Here is a 22843-nt window from a genome sequence, read left to right on the forward strand (position 1 = left end):
CAAACAGTGCGGATACACCATCCACGCTGATCTGAATGGGGCGATCAACATCGCCAAAGCCATTTCAGGGTTAGTAGCCTAGCACACTGGTAACAGGTGTGCCGCCCATCCGGGTACGTGCTAACCGGGTGGGATGGGCTGATGACACAGCCCTAGCTTGAGGGTTGCCCGAAACAGAAATGGACTGAGGGCGTTAACCACTCAAGAATCCCACGGCTTTAGCCGTGTGGAGTGTCAACAAGATTACGACCATATCGTCAAAGTGGATGTTGATGGACGCCTTCAACCACAAACCACCTATTATTACCGGTTTATCACGCGCTCCGGTCATGTCAGCCGCACCGGCCGGTTCCAAACCCTCCCCGCCACGGGTGCCCTGTTCGTTCCGCCCGTTTCGGATACGTTTCCTGCGCCGATTACACGAACGGCTACTACCATGCATACCGAACGCTGGCGGAGGAGGAACTGGATTTCGTCATCACATATACGAGTCGGTCGGCGATCCCCAGTACCAAAGCCCGCTACCCGACCGGCAAATCCATCTGCCCAGCGGGAAATCAAAAGCATTCACCCTGGAAGATTACCGAAAACTATATCAAACCTACAGATCCGATCCCGACCTGCAACGCCTGCACGAACGACATGCCGTGATCGCCATCTGGGATGATCACGAATTTGCCAACGACACGTATTTCCCGGCCGTTGCTCCCGACGACAGTCTGGAATCCGATCCACCGCGCCGGTTGACGGCCAACCGCGTATGGTTTGAGCACATGCCGGCACGTGTCACCTTTGACGAAACGCAATCATTTGACCGTTCCATCCGCATTTATCGTTCCTTTACCTGGGGAGACCTGGCCGAATTCGTGTTGACAGACCAGCGGCTGTATCGAAGCGCCCACCCGTGCGGAGAAAAGGTATTGGGCGAACGCTATCTTTCTACCGGTTGTCCCCGCATGAACGATCCGGACCAGACGATGTTGGGGAAGGATCAAAAATCTTGGTTCCTCGATCGGATGACATCCGCCACGGCATTGTGGAAAATCTGGGCCAATAAAGTTCAGTTCACCCCTTTAAAGCTGTTCGGACAGTATCTCAATCTGGATGCGTGGGACGGATACGCGGGCGAACGCCGTCAGTTGACAAAGGCACTGAAAAAAGCGGGCATTCGCAATTGGATCGCCATAACGGGTGATTTGCACACCTTTGAAGCCAACTTGATCCATGAAGATTACGGCAACACATCCGATGAACAGACGGTGGGTGTGGAACTGATGGTCGGGTCAGTCACCTCTTCCAATTTGAATGAAATGGTGCAACAAACGATCCGGGGATCGATCTCCGGCTCCAATCCGCTGCCGCTTTCGGCTATCAAACAGATACTTGCCGACGTTTACGGCCCGGTGTCGTCCTTGTCCGAGGACATCATGGACAAAGCGATTCGCCAGTTGTCCGATAAAATCCCTGGATCAAACGGTTTGACAGCACCACACACGGTTACGCCGTGATGGAATTGACGCGGGATAAAGCCACTTGGCGCGCCTATGCGGTAAGCTTGATCCAATCCCACGACGCACGTAAATCCCTGCTTTTTGATTGTGAGATTCCACGTGACCAGGCACGATTGGACTTTTTACACGGTTGACGGGATCCCATACGATTTGAGACGGCTAGAGCGTGTCTGGTGAAAGCCCCATTTGCTTCCCGGTTCGCTCACCTGCACCCTGTAGTCATGGCCGCTCCAACACGGAACGCAGGACACGGGCAAAGTACGCTTCGCTTAGAGGAAGTTGCCCGCGATTTCATTTTTACGCTCTCTGGGTGTTCGCTCAGTCGGGCTTAGGTCTTGGCTCACAAGGGAAAGCATTACTCCCTCACAGATTTACCAAACAGGCCCTAGACAAGTACGGTCTTCCCGCTCGCGATCTATGGTGTGCTGTTTTCACCCATTCCCTTGATTTTTTTCATCGTCAGGCGGATGATGACATTGAGTCCGCAGACACTGACCCGTAACTACATAGAAAGGAGCAAGTCTATGCAGGTGCGTTTGGAGAAACTTTCCTCTTGGCTCAAACAGGAATCGATCAATGCCGCGTTCCTCACCTCTACTGCCAATGTATTCTACCTGTCCGGATTTCTTTGTCATCCGCATGAACGGTTGTTGGGGCAGTTTGTCTTCCCCGATACCGAACCACTGTTGATCTGTCCACAAATGGAAGTGAAACAGGCCAAAAATGCCGGTTGGTCTTATGAGATCTTGGGCTACAGCGATACCCAAAATCCGTGGGAAATGATCCGAGATGCGCTCATCTCCCGAAAGATCCAACCAGACGGGGTGCGCACTCTGGCTGTGGAAAAGGATCATCTCTCCTACCGCCGTGCGGAGGCACTGATGTCCATCCTGCCGGGTGTCCGGTTCGTTTCGGCGGAAGATCAGATGCATCAGCTGCGGATGATCAAAGATTCAAAGGAGATCGGCATCATGCGGGAAGCAGCCCGCTTGGCCGATTATGGTGTAGAAGTGGGAATCTCCGCTTTGAAAGAAGGCGTCACTGAGATGGAAGTGGTCGCCGTGATCGAGAAGGAGTTGAAATACAAGGGGATTCAGGGCATGGCTTTCTCCACAATGGTGCTGTTTGGAGAAAAGTCCGGCCTGCCGCACGGCACATCAGGCAACCGACAGCTGCAGGAGGGAGATTTGGTCTTGTTCGACCTAGGGGTCGTACTGGAAGGTTACTGTTCGGACATCACTCGCACCGTCGCATATCGCTTGGCCGGAGAACAGCAGCAGGAAATCTATGAAACGGTGTTGCAAGCGCAGCTAAACGCGCTGGACGTATGCAAACCCGGAACTCCCATCGGAGAATTGGACAAGGCTGCACGGGACGTGATCGAAAAAGCGGGTTACGGCAACCATTTTCCCCATCGGCTCGGCCATGGTCTCGGCATCGAGGTACACGAGTTTCCTTCATTGATCAGTACTAATACGCAACTCCTGCAACCGGGCATGGCCTTCACCGTGGAACCAGGCATTTACGTGGAAGGCGTCGGGGGTGTGCGGATCGAGGATGACGTGATCATTACCGAAGAGGGATGCGAGATTCTGACCGGATTTTCCAAAGAATTGCTGATCATCCGTTAAACGACCAAAAGCCCCCGCATTTTAGCGGGGGCTGAGCTTGATGACAAACCCCCGGCTTTTTTCGTGAAAAAAGGGCAGGGAGTGTATATTTCGGGAGAATAAACAGATAAAGGAAATTTAATATGCTGAAAAAACCATAATACAAAGCCTTTTCCTCTCTTTGAGAGGAGCAAAGCCATTTTTTTGATGTTTTGAGCCACGGCAATCAGGAGGCATTGCTCTCTGACTTTGGCAATTCCCCTGTAACGTGCGTAACGAAGGCCATGAAGTTCTTTGGCGTCAGCGAAGCTGCGCTCAATGGTCTGGCTCCGTCGTTTATACAGTTGTTTGCCTCTCTCACTTAAACGGTTTTGACGCGCCCACTCTTTCGCGCCTTCCCAAACGTGACGAGTGATCGTTTTGGTAAAGGTTTTGGAATGAGTGCATTTGGAGAGAAACGGACAGTTCTTGCACGCTTTCGGGTCGGATTTGTATTCTCGGAATCCGGAGCGGTTAGTGGTTTTGTAAGAGAGCTCATGTTTGGAGGGGCACAGGTATACATCTTTTTCTGGTATGTACTTAAATTGCCATTTGAAGAGCAGACCTTTCTTTGGCCGAAAACTCCGGTGAGCAATCACGGCAAAAATCTCCCGTTCTTTCAGTCCTTGGCAAATGGGCATCGTGAGATAACCGGCATCCAAAGCGACTTCCTCCACCTGAAATCCGAACCGAGAGATCTGCCGATCCAACCGTTCAAGATATGGGACGGAATCATGAACGTTTCCAGGTGTTACATACACATCCGTGATGAAATTGTACTTTCCGTCAACGGTTCGATGGTCTAAGTAGAAGAACCCTTCGGGTTTTCCATCTCGAACCATATAACCGCTGTCCGGATCCGTGGTGCTCACTCGGATTTCTCTTCTTCCTTCAAGCTGGATTCGTTTTTTTAACGGTTTTTTGCCGTGTTGAATTCGATCTTCGTCTATGGCTTTTTCCAACTGTTCCACGTAATCTTTGGGGGTAACGGTGACTTTCTGCTTCTTGAACTTGCTTTTGCTGGCGTTCGCCTTTAAAAACGTGGAATCCGTGAACAATTGCTTTCCTTCAATAAACCCGTGGTTCATTGCCTGAAGTACGATCTCGTCAAAGATTTCTTGGTAAATGGTGGACTGTTGAAATCGCCGACGGCGATTTTGACTGAACGTAGAGTGATGAGGGACAGGATCGGTCAAGGAAAGCCCAACAAACCAACGATATGCGATATTAACCCGAATTTCTTCGATCAGTCGTCTTTCCGAGCGAATTCCGTACAGGTAACCGATGAGCAGCATCTTGAACAGCATGGCTGGGTCAATACAGGGGCGTCCATTATCCTCGCAATACAATGGCCGGCATTTCTCCGCAATGAACGAAAAGTCGATGGTTTCGCTGATTTTCCGTAGCAGGTGATCTTGAGGGACGAGGTCTTCTATGTTGACCGTCTCCGGTTGAAACTCTCTGGATGCATTCGTCCTGAACATAGGAGAACCTCCCTTCATGATCTTTTTTCCATTTCAATTCGACAAAAACAGATAGGACAAGGTCGTTCCTATTTGCGATACATTCACTGAGCTTCTTAACAAGTTATATTAGCTTAAGTATATAGACAGTTGTAGTACTTTTTTGTTTTTATACTATATAGGCGACATACACTTAAGAAGGTGATCTACATATGTCTATTACACTTCAAGAAGTAATGAAAGCTCGTTCGCGTATTAGTTCCTATATACGGCATACTCCGCTGGAGTACACCGAAACGTTAAGCCAGCTTTACAATGCAGATATTTATTTTAAACTAGAGAACCTGCAGGTTACGGGAAGTTTCAAACCACGTGGATCACTGAACAAACTCCTTACCTTAGATCAAACGCAACAAACACGAGGTGTTATCGCTCCCTCAGCTGGGAACCATGGAATCGGTTTGGCTTATGCCTCGTCCAAATTAGGCATACCGGCCTATGTTTATCTACCACAGGATACTGATAGAGGAAAAATAAAAACCTTGAACCAATACGGTGTTTCCCTTAAGTTTTTTGATTCAATTGAATCGGCGAGACAAGCAGCTATGAAGGATGCCGAAGAAGAGGGATACATCTTCTTATCTGCTTATAATGATCGTTCAGTGATAGCGGCAAATGGAACAATTGCATTAGAAATATTAGAGGACTTACCTGATGTAGATACAGTCATTGTCTGTGTAGGTGGCGGAGGACTTGCTTCAGGAATAGGAACGGTTCTCAAAGCTGTTAATCCTTCGATTGAAGTTTGGGGAGTGCAAACGACCAATAGTCCTACACTGGCTGTTTGGTTTGAGCAAGGAAAAGTTACACCCGTGGATCTTAAACCCTCGATCGCGGAAGGATTAAGCGGTCCCATTGATCCGGATACGATCACATTCCCTATCATACAAAAATGTGTTGACCGTATATTAACTGTTACAGACGCCGAAATTATCGATGCAATGAAAATCATGATAAACGAACATCGGTATATTGTTGAACCCTCAGGGGCAGCAGGTATAGCCGCCCTACATCGATATTCGGAAGAACTTAGCAAACGCAAAATAGCAGTCACTGTTACTGGGCGTAACATTTCTTGGAATAGACTACAAAACCTAATTAAGTAACCTATCTAGGAGTAGAGAGAGGATGATCAAACTGTAAAAAAATATCAAAAACATTATGGGGATGAAACTTTTCCGCTTTTCCTCATGTATCCATCAAAACATAGGCGTCTTATGCCAAAATCGGCGCCCAGCGTCTTTGTCTTCACAATCCCCCCGCTTTTTCTTTGGAAAGAAGAGCTGGGGGTTTGTCATCACTCTCAGCCCCCGCATTTTAGCGGGGGCTCTGTCTGTAGAAAAAGTTTCCGTCAGAAACAGCTCTACAGGCTTTAAGATGGCTTGTGGTGATAATCACTTCTCCATCATCTTTTTCGGGCAAATCAGAAACACGCGCTCCCGCTGTCTTCGGAAACGCGTGGTTTGGTGAGGGTGGGGAGGTTGTTGAACGTCCAGCCCACTACCACTTACGGGTTGACAGGCAGCTCCGCCTTGACGGACAAGCCTTCATATTTCTTCACCCAAAACGGCTGCAGGGTGATCTTTTGTGGCAGCTGTGAAATTTCATCGACGATAAACGTCCCTGTCATCTCCTCGCCCGTTCCTCTCTTCTTCATGCCTACGCCTCCTAAAGGCCAGTATCTTTTCCCGTTTTCATCCATTACAGCCATAGTCATTTGGTAGGAGGGAAAATAGTTCTCCTTCAAGTACCCCTTGACATAAAACGCGAACACTTTTTTCTGGGGAGCATTCTGGATATAAAACGACTTCGGCTTGATCGCCGCGAATGTGACAGTCAGGCTGTTTCCTTGCCCATCTTCCACTTTGGCCGGCAGCTTGCGCGGGTCAAACGTCAGGGTGAGCGGTGCAGGCTCCACTCGGGCGATCGCCGTCAGCTCAAAGGTGAGGCGCTTGTTGTGAGGGAACGGCTGGAACAAGTAGTTATCGAGCTTTTCATAAATATGCGCCCCATACTTATCCATCATATGGAATCTTCCTTCAATCCCTGCTTCTTTCTCCACCAGCACCTTGCCGGTCTCATCCAAAATGCGGAACCCGTAGTCGACGTCCCCCAGGGCGAAACGGGCGAACTTCGGGCCGTAAGTTTGTTCGTACTGGTTCCTCAGCTGCGGGGAAATCTGCCGGTCCAGTTCCAGGAAAGTGCCGAGCGGCGTGTACTTGATCTTCTTCAGCGTCACCCGGACACCCTGCGCTTCCAAGGTTTTTCCAATCACTACTTCACGGACAGTGCCTTTCAGCTTGCTGAGATCGATGGGTACGTTCAGCTTCCAAGAGCCCTTGACGCTTCCAACCTGTTTCGTGTCAAGCTTGAGGACGAGCCGGTCCTTGTGTTTCACCTTGTTCAGGTCGAACACTAGCACGGCCCAGGTGGCCTTGTCCACATCCTTACCCGGATATCCACCCGGACGAAATCCCCCCACCTGTGGCTGGCCGCTTCCGTCATCCAGCACTAGGTAAGGGTAACGAATCCAGTGATGATAGATTGGGAGCACCTTCCCCCGACTGTCTTCGATCTGGTAGAAGACCATCAGCTGGGTGGAGTCGGCCACAATCTGCTTCACATGAACGGTGAGCCCCTTGTCCGTCACCTTGATGTCTTCCTTGCGGTACAGCTTGTTCATATCCTGCTCCTGAACCTGGACAAACTGGCGGAACAACGGGAGATACGACGCAAAGGTGGGCGAAACCAGGGCTCCGATGAAGACGGCTACGGCCAGCCCAGCCGCGACGGTGCCGAACCATTTCCACCTGCGGAATCTTCCTGCCGACTTACGGTTCACTTTCACACTCTCCTTTTCGTCCAGTTCCGCGATCCGTTTCATCACTTCCCCGACAAACGACTCATCCAGTAGTTGCACCTGACTGGCTGCTTGCCGGAGTTCGGCCTGTTCAGCCTTCAGTTCTTCCAGACGTTTCTGGCAATTGCGGCAGTGCTGGATATGCTTTAGAACCTCATCCTTATCCGAAGAACCCCTTTCGAGGAACTCCCACAACACCTCATCAGCAAAGCAATTCATCCCTGATCTCCCTCCTTTGATTCCGGTCCCTCATCTCCCGAAGCTTCTTTCTCGCCCGGTGAAGCCGGTTGGCCACATCGCGCGGGGAGATCTCCAGGATTTCTGCGATTTCCTGGTAACTGAAATCGTGCCGATACCGAAGCAAGAGCACTGCCTGGTAATGCGGAGGGAGCGCCCGAATCCATTCGGCCATCTCTTCTCGCTCCTCATTTTCCACTACGATCTGTTCCGGCGTTTTCTTTTCGGGTACGTCCGTTTCCAGTAACGTGGCCATGTTTCCTTTCTTTTGGCGCCATTCATCCACGCAGGCATTTCGGGCGATCTGAAACAGCCAGGTGACAAAGCTGCGCGCCGGGTCGAACTGGTGTAGTTTCCGGTATGCCCGGATGAAGCATTCCTGCGCGAGGTCCCGGGCCTCCTCTTCGTGATGAACCATTCTGAGCAGCATGGCATACACAGCATTCATGTATTTCCGGACGAGGTGGCTGAACGCGTCCCGGTCTCCGTCCAGCACCCGCTCCACGATTTGTACGTCATCCACGTTCTGGGTCTGCCCCCCTTCAGATCCGGTTTCACTCCTATATACGGAATACAGGAGCAGAAATTTCACGGGACACATTTTTTTATCTCACAAAAAACGACACAAGGCCGCCCGAGTATTGATCCGGTTGTATGGTAGAAGAACTAGTTGATAAATGTTATGAATAATTTGATAAATAAATCGATCAAGACCGATAAAAACTGGCCACCTGGCTTTGGAAGTCAGGTGGCTCATAGCAAAAAAATCGCGATTTTGTCTCTCTAATGAGAAAAATCTATAGAACTCCCAGGTAAATGAAACAAGGGAGTTTATCTTCAAACTGAGCCCCCGCTTATTAGCGGGGGCGATTTTTTTCAACCTTGCTTTTTGATCGGATTTAGTTACCGGTCGGTGCCGCGTAGTTGGCCGATTGAATATCCCAACCGTACACTTTGAACCCGTACAAGATCCACAGGCTCAACGGGTTGTCCTTTTTATCCGTGGTGTGCTGAGTGATGTACACCTCGGTCGGTGTTACTTTCGTCACCACAGCTGAATGGTCGATGTCGCCGTCGCCGTCCAGATCGGCCTGCACCACATCGCCGATTTTCAGGTCAAACATCGACCGCACTGGTTTTGCGCGGAATTTCAGGTGCTTGTACAAGCTGTTGGCCACACCCCAAGAATAGGACGGTTTCTTATCGCTGTAATACCAGTAGTTCGTGTTTTTCCATTCCACTAATCCCCCCGCTTTCATCACCTGCGAAGCAAAATCGGTGCAATCGTACCAACAGCTGTAGCATCCGCCGCTGACCCGGCTGTAATAGCCATATTGCTCATTGTTCCGTTTGTTCCACCATTGGTACGCGTAATCACGTGCCGCTTGACGGTCGTAAGGGATCAGGCGGGACGAAGGTGCAGTACCCTCGTTTTGATCGTCTCCCGGTTGGGGTTGCACTGTTCCGCCGTCGTTGCTGTGCCCTTGCTCATTGGGCGCGGTGGAACCCGGTGCTTCCCCGGTCGGTGCGGTGCCTGATTGATCCGGAGCGCGTTGTTCCCGATCGGCGGTTCCTTGGTTGGGTTCACTTTGGTTGGTTTCACCATTGTTTTGATTCGGTGCTGTAGTTTCCCCCTGATTGCCTCCGGTCGCATTTTGCTGGTCATCGGTTGCAGGTTGTTCCGGAGTTGCAGTTTGTCCCGGATTGGTTTCCTGACCGCTTCTATCCGCCGGAGCTGGTTGGGTGGAGACACCTTCTCCCTCTTGTTGATCAGGGCTTTGTTTCGGTTGGGACTTCGGTTCGGACCCTTTGACCGTATCCGGAGACCCTTTCACTGATTCTTTGCCGGATTTCGGCGAGCGCTCCAGGGTCATGGGTAAATTCCCTTTTTTGTTCGGCAAAAGATCCCTCAGTTCCGCCAGTTCGGCTCCCGTCAATTTTTCACCGGCAGTCAGCTTCTTTTCCAACTCGTTGATCCGCTTGTTCTTCTCTTGGTCTTCATAGCGGTCCACGTCTCGGGCGTACTGAATGATCTTTTCTCGCTCTTCTTTGCTGTACGAAGCGAGATCCGTCGCCATCCCCTTGATGAAATCGCGGTATTTCGGATCATCCAGGTCTGGCTTGATGTCCAACTTATTCTTTTTGAGGCGATCTTCTGAGATTCGAATCGCTTCCTGGTGTTCGCGTTTGATCTCTTCCTTGTTGACCGAATAGTTGGCATAATAAGAGAGCTTTTTCCCTTTTGCCTGCTGCCCGTCGGTATTCTCCTTAACCGCGGACAACTCCTCATCCAAGTTTTTCCCTTGATCCTCTGGTTCATTCGTCACAGCCGTCATCGGTACCGACTCCGTCTTTTTGACCGATTTGGACGGTCCACCAAACAATGTGTCGGAAAAGGCATAAGCCGTTCCCAAGCCGACAACGACCACCAACCCCATCAGGAACAAAACCTTTCTCTTCAACCGTCCATCCCCTTCTCTTGAAAATATGAAATGATGGCTACGATTCTATCATATCTGCTCCATCTGACCAGTTCAATAGATTGAAAGAAGGACAAAAAATGGAGAATCTGTGGTGGAAGATTCAAGTGGAATTCCCCAGTGAAAGGTTTACAATTATCTTCTTTTATTCTAGAATCTGTCCACGGGTATATCGATTACGAAACACCCAGTCATACCCCCTTTACTTTTTATCTTAAGCGGAATAAAATTGTACCTACCGAACGTTAGGTAGGTGACGTATATTGTCCACCAAACAGCGTATTCAACAAGTCGCGATTCGCCTTTTTGCCGAACATGGCTACGAAGGCGCCTCCCTTTCGATGATCGCTCGGGAGGTGGGCATTCGAAAGCCTTCCATCTACGCTTTTTTTGAAAGCAAAGAGGCCTTGTTTCTGTCCGTCTTTGAAGAGATCATGAAGGCACATTTTGCCAATACACAGAAGTTGTTCGCTTCTTTGCGAGACAAAACGGTGGAAGAGCGATTGTACCAGCTGTTGACGAACGGCCTGACCTACGCATCCGAACATGGTGACGCGTTTGCGTTTTACCAACGTGCCATGCTGTTCTCTCCTCCCGCTTTACATGAGAAGATCCGGGATCGGTTTTTAGAAGCCGAAACCTGGTTGACAGACGTCCTGCGGGATTGCTTCAAAGAAGGAATCCAAACGGGCGTCATTCGCGAGACCAATCTTGATGACCTGATCGCCTCATTCCTTTGTTTGTTGGATGGCGTACTGATTCAGCTGTTCTACTACGGACCGGAAATGCTCCGCCGACGCATTGACGGCATTTGGCGGATCTACTGGCGGCAGGCATATTGGAAGTGGTGTGGGCCATCGGACTAAAGTATCAAAAAACGATCCCGTCTGCTGTGACCATCGGGAGCATGATCGGCAGTTTTTTGTTGTTATCCACCTCATTGAAAACGTTGCCTGTCGGCACAGCGTATGCCATATGGACGGGGATCGGGGCGGCAGGTACGGTATTGGTGGGTATGTTGTTTTTTGGAGAGCCCAAAACCGCGCTCCGATTGGTATTTTTGATGTTGATCGTCAGCGGAATTGTGGGACTCAAACTGACATCGGCTCATTGAAGCAGTTCAGCAGATTTTACCGTTTTCCAACCGAGGATTTATATTGTTCGAGACTGATCACTGCACCCGTGCTGAGTAAGCGGTAAAGGGGTAAGGTCTTGTAAGGCTGGATACAAGTCATCGCGGCTCTTCTCCGTCTCTTCTTGGACCATGCCAACCGATGCCGATCCCGTCAGGTGTAGCGACGTGATCCGCTGTTGTCAAAATACAGGCCGTAAGTAAAGGGGCAACTTTACTTACGGCCGCAGGCCCACGGTGGGGCAGTCCTGTATGTTCCTATTGCTCTATGCTACCTGTTTGGGAAAATCAACACAACAATCGCAGCTACTGACCACTCTTTACCCGGTAAAACTCGTGAAACAGCTTGATGAGTGCCCGCTTCTCAATCCGTGACACATACGAGCGTGAGATCCCCAGCTCTTTCGCGATCTCCCGTTGCGTTTTCTCATCCTCCCCGCTCAACCCGAACCTGCTTTTAATCACTTCTTGCTCCCGTTCATCCAAGATATGCAGATGACCGTAAATTTTCTTCTTCTCGATCTTCATCTGTACCAAATCCATCACTTCATCCCGTTCGGTACCCAATACATCAATGAGGGTGATTTCATTCCCCTCTTTGTCGGTTCCGATCGGGTCGTGCAGGGAGACATCTTTCCTGGCCTTTTTGAGCGACCGCAGATGCATCAGAATCTCATTCTCAATGCATCGTGCTGCATAGGTGGCCAATTTGGTGCCCTTGTCAGTTTGGTAGGACTCAATGGCCTTGATGAGACCGATCGTACCGATGGAAATCAGGTCTTCCGAATCCTCTCCCGTATTTTCGAACTTTTTAACGATGTGGGCAACCAACCGCAAATTGTGTTCGATCAAGGTGTTGCGTGCTTTCTTATCCCCTTGGGCCATGAGCCTGAGATGCTTTTCTTCCTCCTCTTCCGAGAGAGGTTGGGGAAATGCATTGTTTTTGATGTACGAGACAAACAGAACTGCTTCCCTCAGCATCATTGCCAAAGCCGCCAATATTTCTGGCACGCGATCCACACCTCCGTCCACATTCCCTTCGCAGGTATTCTTAGCTATATGTACGGATGATTAGGCGCGTGCCTGTACGGGGGAAATCAACCAGAAAGAAAAGCTTCCCGGAGATTTCCGGGAAGCTTTACAGATTTGGGTCAATTGAGTCCCTCAGTTATGGACGAGGTTGTCAATAACCGCGCAATTTCCACTCATCGGATGACCACTCCAGCGGGATTACTTTCCCGTTTTCATCCGTCACCACCGGGTTTTGCACATACCAACCGCGGCCGTTGCCATAGGTGTCCGTATGATAACGGAAACGGACATAACGTGTCTGAGCGGGCAACGTCAATGTGATACGACGCCACTCCCCACTTCCGCTTATCGGCGAATCGATGGCGGTCCAGTTGGTACCGTCCGCTGACACTTCCACCACTCCCTTATCAAGGTCCGGTTGGATGCGATACCACGTCGAGAATGAGAGCGTATGAGGCTGCTCTGACGGATCCAACTTGCCGGATGTCAGCAGACGGTCGAGATTGTCACCGTATCCGGAAAACCATGCTTCCTCTTTTCCGGGCAGGTTGACAGGGATCGCATCGGCCACGAATCGGGCGAATTGCCGGCGAACCGGGTTGGTGGAGACCGTTTGACGGGTAGGATGGACACGATTGGTTAACAAAATGGCGATCACACCGTTAGCTCGGTCGACAACCAATGAGGTGCCGGTATAGCCGGTGTGCCCCATCGTACGGGGAGAGGCCAATGCATCCATATACCAATGTTGGTTCAGCTCCCATCCCAGACCGTGATCCTGACCCGGAAACGCCTCGTTTTGATTGTCCTCCATCAGTTTCACCGTTTCCGGGCGGAGAATGCGTTTGCCACCATAGGCACCTTTGTTCAGGATCATCTGGCCCAACACCGCCAAATCGCGTGCCGTGGAGAAAACACCGGCATGACCGGCCACTCCTCCCAATGCCCAGGCGTTTTCATCGTGAACCTGCCCCCACACCAATCCCCGACCTGTCCACGGCTGATACTCGGTGGCGGCGATCCGATCCTTCAGCTCGGCCGGAGGATTGTACATCGTGTCCTTCATCCCCAATGGCGCGGTGATCTGTTCCCTGACAAACTGATCCAGCCGCTCACCGGACAATCGCTCCACCAACGCGCCCAACGTGATCAGGTTTAAATCGGAGTACACGTAGGTGGTTCCTGGTTCATGATCCAACGGATGCGTCAGCACATATCGCAATCGGTCTTCCCTGCTTCCGGGCACCTTGTACAGAGGTGTGAGCGGCCCAGGACGAAAACCGGACGTGTGCGTCATCAGCTGACGAATCGTCACCTTCTCCTTGCCGTTTTGCGCAAATTCCGGCAAGTAGCGGGCCACCGGGTCATCCAAGTGGAATTTCCCCTGTTCATATAATTTCATGGCCGCTACTACCGTAAAGATTTTGCTGATGGAAGCAAGATCGAAGATCGTGTTCGGACGCATCGGCAGAGGATGTTCCATCACCGTTCCCTTATCATCAAGGTACCGGGCGGCATCACCGTATGCGGTATGCTTGACCACACCACCGCTTCTGGCCACCAACACCACCGCTCCGGGCATGACGCGATCGGCGATGGATTGTTGAATGAAAGCATCCACGTCGTCGAGCGACGTTTTCCTCATCCCGACAGATTCCGGTGTTGCGGGATGCAGGACGGGGGCAAACGGAGCGGGATGTTCCCATGTAAACGGCGTGTTTACCCTGTCCGGTTGATGCGCCTGTGCAGGAAGCGGGAGCAGCAGGCTCAATCCCACCAAGATGGAACATGCTCGTTTCCACCATCTGTGCAACATTTTGTCAAAGGCCCCTCTCTATGGGTCGAGTTATCTCTATATTATCAGAAAATAGATAAAATAACATGCAAATCTGTTACTCAATTTGAATCAACAATCTCCCCGAAAGAGAGAGTTGTTCATCGCCTATGATGTGAGTGGCAGCCGTTTCCGGTTGATCAAACAGGTGGGTAGTGATACGTCTAGCTGTGAGAAGGGTAACCCTCCCGGTAAGCAACCTTTTCGCTAGAGCGTGTCAGGCAAATCCGTGAAAGAGCAAATGCTTTTCCGGATGAGCGAAGACCTAAGTCCGGCCGAGCGAATACCCGGAAAGCGTAGGAATGAAATCGCGGGCAATTTCCTCTAAGCGAAGCGTACTTTGCCCGCGTCCTGCGCTCCGGGTTGGAACGACCATAATCTGCTTCCTTGCAGGGCACAGGTGGAACGAGCCGGGAAGGTACATCCCCTTATGATCCACAGCAGATGAGGGAGCAACTTTCACAGTATTTCCTCCACACACCCATTCCTCACCATCAGCGCAGCATCCCGAGCACCACTGTCAAACTGACCGCACTGATCACGGTGCTCAACAGGGTGATGCCCGAAACCAGTTTGGGTTCACTGCCGAATTGCAACGAATACATCGTCGTATTAGCGGCTGAAGGCATAGCCGCAGCCACCACCATCACCTGCTTGAGCAGCGGATCCACTGGCAACCAAGTGGCGATGAACCAAGCGATGACAGGAGAGAGGATCAAACGCGACAAAAGTGAGAAACCGACTTTCTCCCAGTCGAGACGGTTGAGCGGAATTTCGGCCAATTGCATACCCAAGGCCAACATGATCGTGGGAATGGCCGCGTCCGCTACGAAGTCGATCACCTGCAACAGACTGCGGGGTACTTCCCAACCCCAGGCATTCCACGAAAGCCCCAGCAAAGCGGCATGGATGATCGGCATTTTAACCACGGACGAAATCGCCTGTCCCCCCACCGCGCTCCCTTTTGCCGCATAATAGACGCCGAGCGTGCTCATCAAGATCGTTTGCACCACCATGATCACAATGGCGTAATGCAAGCCGGCCTGACCAAACGCAAACAAAATGACGGGAACGCCCAAGTTGCCGTTGTTCATAAACGCAGTGGCCAAAATCAATCCGCTTTCTTCCGATCTTGTATACCCCCTGATCCGGGACGTGATTTTCACGCAGCCGATCAAGATCAGGCAGAGTGCCAGCGAGTAGACGGTGACATAAATGTACTGTCGATCAATGTCCGCCGCATACAAGGTTCGAAAAACCAACAACGGCGACATCAGATACAGCGAAGCCGTAGACAGGGATCGCACATCCAGCCGCAAACGCTTCTGACCCACATAACCCAAGGCAAAGATCAGAAAAACCGGAAGAATTACTTGAACAAACATGCCTCTCCCACTCCTGCGAAAAAATCGGATGTTTCTATCTTATCAAAGAAACACCATCAGAAAAATCGACGCACCGGGGAACTTGCCGATGCGTCCATACCTTCTCTATTTTCGTTTCCCGTCGTCACGTTCTTCAGCTTCGATCAACGCCACTTCGTCCATTACACGTTGAAAAATGCGCAGGGCACGTGGGTCCTGGCTGTCGGGAACGCCCCGAAGCACCACGGACACTGCATATCGCGGTCGATTGTAGGGACCATATCCGATCATCCATTTGTTGTAGCGATCCTTTTTCGTCCCCACTTGGGCCGTACCCGTTTTCCCCGCCAGTTCCCATTTGGCGGCTTGGACTGCAACAGCCGTTCCTTCCATTACAGCCGCACGCATCATGCGCCGTACCTGTACCAACGTCTTCGGTTTGATCCGAAAGTTTTCCTTATAGGCCTGCGGCCGAAATACCGCAACTGCTTGGCCGTCGGGACTTTGCACCCGTAATACCAGACGGGGGGTCAATGATTGACCGTCATGAAACAGGGACGTAACCAGATTGGCCGCCTGCAACGGCGTCAGTCGTACATCCCGTTGACCGATTCCGGTTTGTGCAACTGCTCCGCGATCCCGTCGGGCTGCCTTACTGGAGAAAATCAATCCCGTCTGCTCTTCCAGCAGTTGTCGGAAATCGGATTCGTGAAACAACGACCCATTCCAGCTCACTTTTTGTGCCAATCCCAGCTTTCGGGCATATTTTTCAATGGTCTCTCCCCCCAACCGTTCCGCCAACTGGGCAAACACGATGTTGCAGGAATGGGCAAACGCCTGGGTGAAAGTCAGCTTCCCATGGCCTCCCGGTTTGGCATCGCGTAATCCGTATCGTCCCAATTCTCCTCGGCAGACAAACACCGTATCAGGTTTGACGATCCCCGTATCCAACGCAGCCACCGCCACAACCGTCTTGAAGATAGACCCGGGTACGGTTTCCATCACGGCCCGGTTGTCCCAGGGTCGCGCCTGAAACGAGCCGCCGTCCGGCAACGGGCGACTGGCCATCGCCAGCACATCGCCGGTGGAAATCTCCTGCAACACCACCGCCCCATCGGCCACTCCTTCATCATGGAGGATCTTTTCCACCGCATGCTGCATCCGTCGATCCAATGTAGTAACCACCTGATAGGAAACCGCGTCCGTGCCCTCCCTGCCCGGCAGCTGCTTCAGGCGAAGTCCGTTCAACGGCCGGCCTCTGCCGTCCACGGCATAGGTGATCACATTTTCGGACTGACTGCGTAAAAACGGCTCAAAGGAGGCTTCCAGACCGGACACCCCGATGCGCGAAAGCGGTTGATACGTACCACTTGCCAATTCCTCACCATAGCGTTCGCGCAGCAAAAACGGATCCCGCTCCACCCTGCCGATCAACTGCCGTGCCAACCCGTACGGGGCCGACCGGTTATCCGTCTCCATCACATGGATACCAGGAATGTGTAGTGCCTCAATCTCCCGCGCCTGATCCGGTGTCACGATCCAATCATCCCCCTCCGATGTGGGCAGGGATTGCGGTTTTTTCAGTGCTATCAATTTTTGGATCAATGCGTCGTATGAATACCCCGCTATCTCAGCAACACGTTTCAGTTTGGCTGCATGAAGCCGCACCTGTCGCCAGTCCATCGGAAAGGCGATCAATCGCTTGCCCCGTTCTCCGACGATAGGATCGCCATGACGGTCCAAGATCATGCCCCGTCCACTGTCCACCACATATTCCCTGCTTTGCTGTTCCTGTGCCCGGGCGATCAGAGCCGCCTGTTTGGATGTCATCAGTTGAATGTGGGACAAGCGAGCCGCCACAACAGCAAAAGCCAGAAAAAATACCAGCCCTGCCGCCCATCCCCGTCCGGTAAACCCTGTATTGGTCTTCAAATACGCCACCCCGTTCCCCGATTTCACTACCAGCATCGACATCGTCGAAGGCTGGTATACGGGGAACAGGTGATCGGGAGAAATCCCGACTCAACAAATTACCCCCGACAAATGTCGGGGGCTTCGTCACTAACTCATGATTTGGTTGCGCTTTTTACTTTCGATTCCCGTGCGGCCGTTTTTTCTTGACTGTTCTTCATCGTCCAGCACCCTGCTGGCTGTCCGCTTCAACTCCTTCAGTGTTAAGCCGATCGATCGACCGATTTCCGGCAACCGCTTGGAGCCGAACAGCAACAATACCAGCAACAGGATCAACAAGAGCTCAGGCAAACCAATATTGCCGATCATCGATTCGTCAGAACCCCCTGATGGCTACAACAGCCGGACGGGGGATATCGCCTCGAGGCCAGCGGCTGGTCGGGTTGGCGGGATCGGTCGTCTCTTCTCCCGGATGTTGAACCGCTACAAACAATGTCTTTTCGTCCGGCGTCCACCACGGGCCGGTCATTTCGCACTGCACAGGGCCGGACGCGAACTGGAACGCTTCCCCTTTGTGCGGACCACTGGTGGGGATGAAAAAGGCGCCGTTGTTTTTGAAAGTTTGGTACACGCCCTCTTTATTGAGCTTGTCCGACGCGATATCGCAGCACACCCACAAATTGCCCTTGGAGTCGAAGAGCAAGTTGTCCGGACAGGAGAAGCCGGATTGCGGACCACCCACTGCAAAGACCTCAAAAGTGAAGTGTTCCGATGCCGGATCTTCTTCGACAAAACGCAGGATTTGCCCGTAGTAGTTGCCGTGCCGATCATTGTTAGTCAATGCGACGTAAACCGACTTATCGATCGGATGAACTTCCACATCTTCCGGACGGTCCAGCGGCGTAGCTCCCAACAATTTGGCCGCTTCACGCGCACGGACCAGCACTTCTCCCTGTGTGCGGAATTGTGATTTCAATGCAGGGGATTTCTCCAAGTCGAGCGGCATCCATTTCCCTTTTTCCAGGTTGGCCACATACAGCGTTCCCCGCTCCAACAGGCGGGAGTTTTCTTTTCCTTTGGCCGGATCAAAACGACCCTCGCTGACAAATTTGTAGAAATGCTCATCTTTCGCGTCGTCTCCCATGTACACGACCAGACGACCGTCTTTGGACAGCGTCATCGCCACATTTTCATGGGAAAAGCGCCCCAGTGCGGTATGCTTTTTCGGCTTGGATTTCGGGTCGAACACATCCACTTCAACGACCCAGCCGTAGTGTGTTTCATTTCTTCCCCAGCGCTTCGCGTCTTCCTGGAAGTTTTCCTCGCAGGACAACACCGTGTTCCACAGGGTTCGCCCGCCGCTGCAATTGGCGAATGTGCCTTCCACTTCCACCACGCCGCCGACCGCTGCATCACCGCGGGCGGGACCAGTCAGGTCGATCATCGTATTGGCGGTCACCCGGCGGGCGTAGCGGGAGTTTTTGACCAATCGCCATTGGCCGTCCTCTTTTTTGATCTCGATGATGCTGCCGCCCAAATTGTATTGCTCGATACGGAATTTCTCCTGATCGGGCGTATCAGGCGGATACAAGAAGATTTTCCCGTTTCCTGTATATTCGTGGTTCACCCACAACAGACCGTGGCTCGAGGATTGCGCGATTGGAAAATAAACGGTCAAGTCGCAGTTGAAGCCGAATTTCTCCCCGTTACCGATGTCGTCACCCCAAGCGGCAATCACATCATATTCAAACCCTTTGGGCAACACCAAATCGTCCTTGTCGGACGGTTCGATCGGCCGGAACGGAATTCGCCCGCCACCTTTGGACGGAGCAGTCGGCACCTCCACGCCCGCCGCTTTCGCAATACGGGTCACACCGGTGGCGGTACCGATCAATGCCGCCGTACCCACGCCGAGGTATGTCATAAACTGCCGTCTCGTCAAATCAGACATTCCCATACCCCTCCCTCTCTTTGATTCCCCCTTCCAATCTACTAGATGATTGTTAATGTTTCTTCAAGGTCAGTTGAAATTCCCATTTAGGGCGTATCTGGTAAATCCGTGAGAGAGCAAATGCTTCCCAGGTAAGCAACTGACCAAGCCCGGCCGAGCGAAGACCCGGAAAGCGCAGGAATGAAATCGCGGGCAACTCCCTCTAAGTGAAGCGTACTTTGCTCGCGTTCTGCGCTCCGGGTCGGAGCGGCCATGACCTGCTACCTTGCTGGGCCAGGTGGAGCGAGCCAATTAGACAGTATCCACCAGACACTCTCGTTCGTTAAACCCCTTTGATTTGTTTGATCGGTATATCCACCACGTCGAAGTCTACGACCGGACCGAAAATCAGCTCCCGTGCCAAATCACCCGTATTGAAGCTGGTAGCATTATCTTTGCTAAAATGCTCCTGGTTGAGCAAAATATTGATCCCGGGAGAAAAATTGAGTTCGCCTCCAGATGACACATGGTTCACCTTGACAATGAAAGGAATCCCCATCACACTTTCGCTCCTCTTGTCTTGGATTGGGTATCAGTCTATGCTGCGAGCAAAATTATGGTGCTTTGAGCCGAATGGTGGCAAACATGGAGGAAACTTGACTGTTCACATTTTAATATCGCACTTTGGTATAATGGTAAAGACAAGAACGCATCAATTCGATAACAACGATACAAATACATATTCTCAATAAGATGGAGAAAGAGGGGAATGCCCTACATGAAAATTCTGAGGACATTGAGCCGAATGTACGTGGAAGACCTCTCCGCGTCGGTGACCCATTACGAACAGCTGTTGCAAGAACCTGTTCGCCACCGTTTTCGTGATCCACAGACGAATTTGGAGTACGCTTGGTTTCACAACATGGTGTTGGCTGCAGGTTCGCAGGATGCCGTCAGCGCTTGTCGAAACATTTCGATTACATTTGTGGTGGACTCCATTATGGATTTCAAGTATCATCTCAAGGACAATGGCGCTCGGATTATCCGTGAACCTTATCGCATTCCAATCGGCTTGACCATGCTGGTGGAGAAACCGGGTGGAAGCATCGTGGAATATGTAGAGGTGCAAAAGGAAGGGAACTGGACCGGCCATACCGATTGGGGAGAATTGGTTAACAAATTGCGGGATCCCGTCCGGATCATGCGCAAAATCAAACGACTGACAAAACAGATGCTACTGGACAAGCCCGAGGTGAACCCACTCCCCAATTCGTCAACTCACCCATCACTCAAACCGGACACGCCTTCAACCACGGCGGTTCCAACTGTAACAGTGCCGAAGCCAACGCAGCCGGCTCAGTCTACTTTCCTGCCCGGTTCCAATGGAGAACATCTGTTGCAGGAACGTTATGGTACGACCAATCGTGCACTCAATTTTTACAACAAACAGATGTTGGACCACTTGAATGACGTGATGAAATCCTTCATTGCGGATCAGGAAATGATGTTCATCGCCACGGCCGACGGCCACGGAGAATGCGACTGTTCGTTCCGTGCGGGTCCACCCGGATTTGTGCACGTGCTTGACGAAAAAACCCTGATCTATCCCGAATACCGGGGCAACGGCGTCATGGCCAGCTTGGGAAATATCTTGGAAAATCCGCATATCGGCATCATATTCATCGATTTTTTCCAACACGCCATCGGTTTGCACATTAACGGGAAAGCGGAGATCATCGAAAATGATGTGTTGATGAAGTTAGCCAATCTTCCCGAACAAATCATGGAGGAACTGAACCGAGAAGGCTTCCGCAAACCGGAACGATGGGTACTGGTGGAAGTGGAAGAAGCGTATATTCACTGTTCCAAACACATTCCGCTGCTGAAAAAACTGGACAAGGAGATCGAATGGGGAACCGACGATGTGGTCCGCAAAGGCGGTGACTTCTTCAAAGCCAAAGATTGTCCGCGTCCGTGGATAAAGGAGACGGTCCCGTCAAAAACGGGAACCAACTAGGGGTGTCTGGTCATTTCCGTAAGGGAGCAATGTTTTCCCAGGTGAGCGAAGACCCCGAAAGCGCAGGAATGGAATCGCGGGCCATTTCCTTTAAGTGAAGCGTACTTTGCACGTGTCCTGCGCTCCGGGTCGGAGCGGTCATGATCTGCTTCTTTGCAGGGCGCGGGTGGAGAGAACCGGAAAACAAGTGAACGTATTCACCAGACACTCCCTAAAGCAAAACACCACCGGTTTTTTGACCGGTGGTGTTTGTTTGAGAGCATGTTTGAGAACACGTGTTTTGATCCACATTCCCGTTTATCTTTGCTCTACCATCTGTTCGTTTTTTCTGCTGCGCTCAATGTTGAGCTGGTGCTCTGCCGGTGTCTTCGCAAAATAATGCTCATGCGTTCCGTCTTTTTTGGTAACGTAATACAAATAGCTGTGTTTTTCTGGATACAGCACCGCTTTGAGCGCATCGTCGCCCGGATTGGAAATGGGCCCTGGCGGCAACCCTTCATAACGGTAGGTATTGTACGGGCTGTCCACTTTCAGATCTTTGTAGAACAGTCGTGTTTTCTGTTTTCCCAAAGCATATTGAACCGTGGCATCTACTTGCAATTTCATGTTCCTTTTTAACCGATTGAAGATTACACCCGCAATTCTGGGCAGTTCCTCTTTGACTTGCCCCTCCCGCTCCACGATGGATGCCACCGTTACCCATTCGTCGACGGTCAGGTTTTCCTCTTTCAGCCGCTGTCTGACAGCGGGCGTCAATCGCCGTTGAAATTGCCGCAACATCATGTCCACCGCTTTTTCCGGTTGAATGCCCTTAGGAAAATGATATGTACTGGGAAACAGATATCCTTCCAAACGATAGCGGCGACCCGGTTTATCAGGGATTTCCCGGACAAAATCATAAGGATAGGGTGTTTCATTCACAGCACGCAAGAAATCTTCCCGCTTCATACCGGTTTTCCGTTCCATCAATGCAGCGATTTGTTCCACTGTATACCCTTCCGGAATGGTCACACGGGAACCACCGGTTTTGCCCGACGAAAACATTTGTAACATGCCATCGAGCGTTTCATTGGGCGGAATTTCGTAAACACCCGCTTGCAGATTGGTATGTCCTTTCCACCAGGCATAGGCGGTAAAAAAATAATCTTGACGAATCAGGCCGTTTTCTTTTAACAACCGCCCGATTTCTGTGATCGACGTGCCCGGAGGAATCTCCAATTGCACCGGTTCCGTGCGAGGAGGAGAGCTAAGCGTATGGTCGACGTAAATATAGGCGAGAATCGACCACGCGGCCAAGAGCACAAGTGTAAAAAAGAGATGCATCAGCCACTTCATCTTGTACTTCCTCTCTTGCGTATTCCAC

Annotated in this window: 17 protein-coding genes and 1 pseudogene; 6 read left to right on the plus strand and 12 right to left on the minus strand. The window is 51.4% G+C overall.

Translation table 11 applies throughout. The annotated features are described in order from the left end of the window. Window positions 1-329 precede the first annotated feature (329 nt). The gene (locus NWF35_RS05270) at window positions 330-1508 is read left to right on the plus strand and encodes an alkaline phosphatase D family protein (RefSeq protein WP_363321561.1); all 1179 of its coding nucleotides are present in this window, start codon (window positions 330-332) and stop codon (window positions 1506-1508) included. Window positions 1509-2035: 527 nt separating this feature from the next. Then, the gene (locus tag NWF35_RS05275) at window positions 2036-3142 is read left to right on the plus strand and encodes a M24 family metallopeptidase (RefSeq protein ID WP_301238044.1); all 1107 of its coding nucleotides are present in this window, start codon (window positions 2036-2038) and stop codon (window positions 3140-3142) included. A gap of 152 nt (window positions 3143-3294) precedes the next feature. Here the strand turns inward: NWF35_RS05275 and NWF35_RS05280 are convergent. Beyond that, window positions 3295-4644 (minus strand): annotated as a pseudogene (locus tag NWF35_RS05280) (IS1182 family transposase); the annotation flags it as partial. Window positions 4645-4835: 191 nt separating this feature from the next. Between NWF35_RS05280 and NWF35_RS05285 the strand changes: the two are divergent. Further along, on the plus strand, window positions 4836-5789 hold the full coding sequence (locus NWF35_RS05285) for a threonine ammonia-lyase (protein ID WP_301238045.1): 954 nt from the start codon (window positions 4836-4838) through the stop codon (window positions 5787-5789). A 401-nt stretch (window positions 5790-6190) separates the two neighbouring features. Here the strand turns inward: NWF35_RS05285 and NWF35_RS05290 are convergent, their stop codons facing one another. The 3 genes from NWF35_RS05290 to NWF35_RS05300 all read right to left on the minus strand — a co-directional run bounded on the left by NWF35_RS05290 (window position 6191) and on the right by NWF35_RS05300 (window position 10242). After that, window positions 6191-7762 carry a DUF4179 domain-containing protein gene (locus tag NWF35_RS05290; protein ID WP_301238046.1) on the minus strand — a complete coding sequence of 524 codons (1572 nt, stop codon included), beginning with the start codon at window positions 7760-7762 and terminating at the stop codon, window positions 6191-6193. Beyond that, window positions 7746-8303 (minus strand): RNA polymerase sigma factor, encoded by a 558-nt coding sequence (locus tag NWF35_RS05295; protein WP_301238047.1) that lies wholly within the window; start codon window positions 8301-8303, stop codon window positions 7746-7748. Before NWF35_RS05295 ends, NWF35_RS05290 begins: the two co-directional genes overlap by 17 nt. A gap of 376 nt (window positions 8304-8679) precedes the next feature. After that, entirely contained in the window at window positions 8680-10242 is a 1563-nt protein-coding gene (locus NWF35_RS05300) for an amidase domain-containing protein (RefSeq protein ID WP_301238048.1), read from the minus strand. 281 nt (window positions 10243-10523) lie between these two features. On the opposite strand from NWF35_RS05300, the gene NWF35_RS05305 reads away from it, so the two are divergent. Next, window positions 10524-11126 carry a TetR/AcrR family transcriptional regulator gene (locus NWF35_RS05305; RefSeq protein ID WP_301238049.1) on the plus strand — a complete coding sequence of 201 codons (603 nt, stop codon included), beginning with the start codon at window positions 10524-10526 and terminating at the stop codon, window positions 11124-11126. Next, window positions 11096-11374, plus strand: coding sequence for a DMT family transporter (locus tag NWF35_RS05310; protein WP_301238081.1), 279 nt, complete (start codon window positions 11096-11098; stop codon window positions 11372-11374). The genes NWF35_RS05305 and NWF35_RS05310 overlap by 31 nt, the downstream gene beginning before the upstream one ends. 324 nt (window positions 11375-11698) lie before the next feature. Here NWF35_RS05310 and sigK read toward each other — a convergent pair whose 3' ends face one another. The 7 genes from sigK to NWF35_RS05345 all read right to left on the minus strand — a co-directional run bounded on the left by sigK (window position 11699) and on the right by NWF35_RS05345 (window position 20022). After that, window positions 11699-12403, minus strand: a complete 705-nt coding sequence (gene sigK / locus NWF35_RS05315; RefSeq protein ID WP_301238050.1) for an RNA polymerase sporulation sigma factor SigK — start codon at window positions 12401-12403, stop codon at window positions 11699-11701. 172 nt (window positions 12404-12575) lie between these two features. Then, on the minus strand, window positions 12576-14240 hold the full coding sequence (locus NWF35_RS05320; protein ID WP_301238051.1) for a serine hydrolase domain-containing protein: 1665 nt from the start codon (window positions 14238-14240) through the stop codon (window positions 12576-12578). 512 nt (window positions 14241-14752) lie between these two features. Beyond that, on the minus strand, window positions 14753-15643 hold the full coding sequence (locus tag NWF35_RS05325) for an AEC family transporter (RefSeq protein ID WP_301238052.1): 891 nt from the start codon (window positions 15641-15643) through the stop codon (window positions 14753-14755). 105 nt (window positions 15644-15748) lie between these two features. Beyond that, window positions 15749-17554 (minus strand): peptidoglycan D,D-transpeptidase FtsI family protein, encoded by a 1806-nt coding sequence (locus NWF35_RS05330; RefSeq protein ID WP_301238053.1) that lies wholly within the window; start codon window positions 17552-17554, stop codon window positions 15749-15751. A 129-nt stretch (window positions 17555-17683) separates the two neighbouring features. Beyond that, window positions 17684-17902, minus strand: coding sequence for a twin-arginine translocase TatA/TatE family subunit (gene tatA, locus NWF35_RS05335; RefSeq protein ID WP_301238054.1), 219 nt, complete (start codon window positions 17900-17902; stop codon window positions 17684-17686). Window positions 17903-17909: 7 nt separating this feature from the next. Beyond that, entirely contained in the window at window positions 17910-19484 is a 1575-nt protein-coding gene (locus tag NWF35_RS05340; RefSeq protein ID WP_301238055.1) for a PhoX family protein, read from the minus strand. Window positions 19485-19806: 322 nt separating this feature from the next. Beyond that, window positions 19807-20022 carry a hypothetical protein gene (locus tag NWF35_RS05345; protein WP_301238056.1) on the minus strand — a complete coding sequence of 72 codons (216 nt, stop codon included), beginning with the start codon at window positions 20020-20022 and terminating at the stop codon, window positions 19807-19809. A gap of 219 nt (window positions 20023-20241) precedes the next feature. Here NWF35_RS05345 and NWF35_RS05350 point away from each other — a divergent pair, with 219 nt between their 5' ends. Next, window positions 20242-21480, plus strand: coding sequence for a pyridoxamine 5'-phosphate oxidase family protein (locus NWF35_RS05350; protein ID WP_301238057.1), 1239 nt, complete (start codon window positions 20242-20244; stop codon window positions 21478-21480). Window positions 21481-21777: 297 nt separating this feature from the next. Here NWF35_RS05350 and mltG read toward each other — a convergent pair whose 3' ends face one another. After that, window positions 21778-22815: an endolytic transglycosylase MltG gene (gene mltG, locus NWF35_RS05355; RefSeq protein ID WP_301238058.1), complete on the minus strand. Its 1038-nt coding sequence runs from the start codon at window positions 22813-22815 to the stop codon at window positions 21778-21780. Window positions 22816-22843 lie beyond the last annotated feature (28 nt).

Source organism: Polycladomyces subterraneus, assembly GCF_030433435.1.
Taxonomy (GTDB): Bacteria; Bacillota; Bacilli; order Thermoactinomycetales; family JIR-001; genus Polycladomyces; species Polycladomyces subterraneus.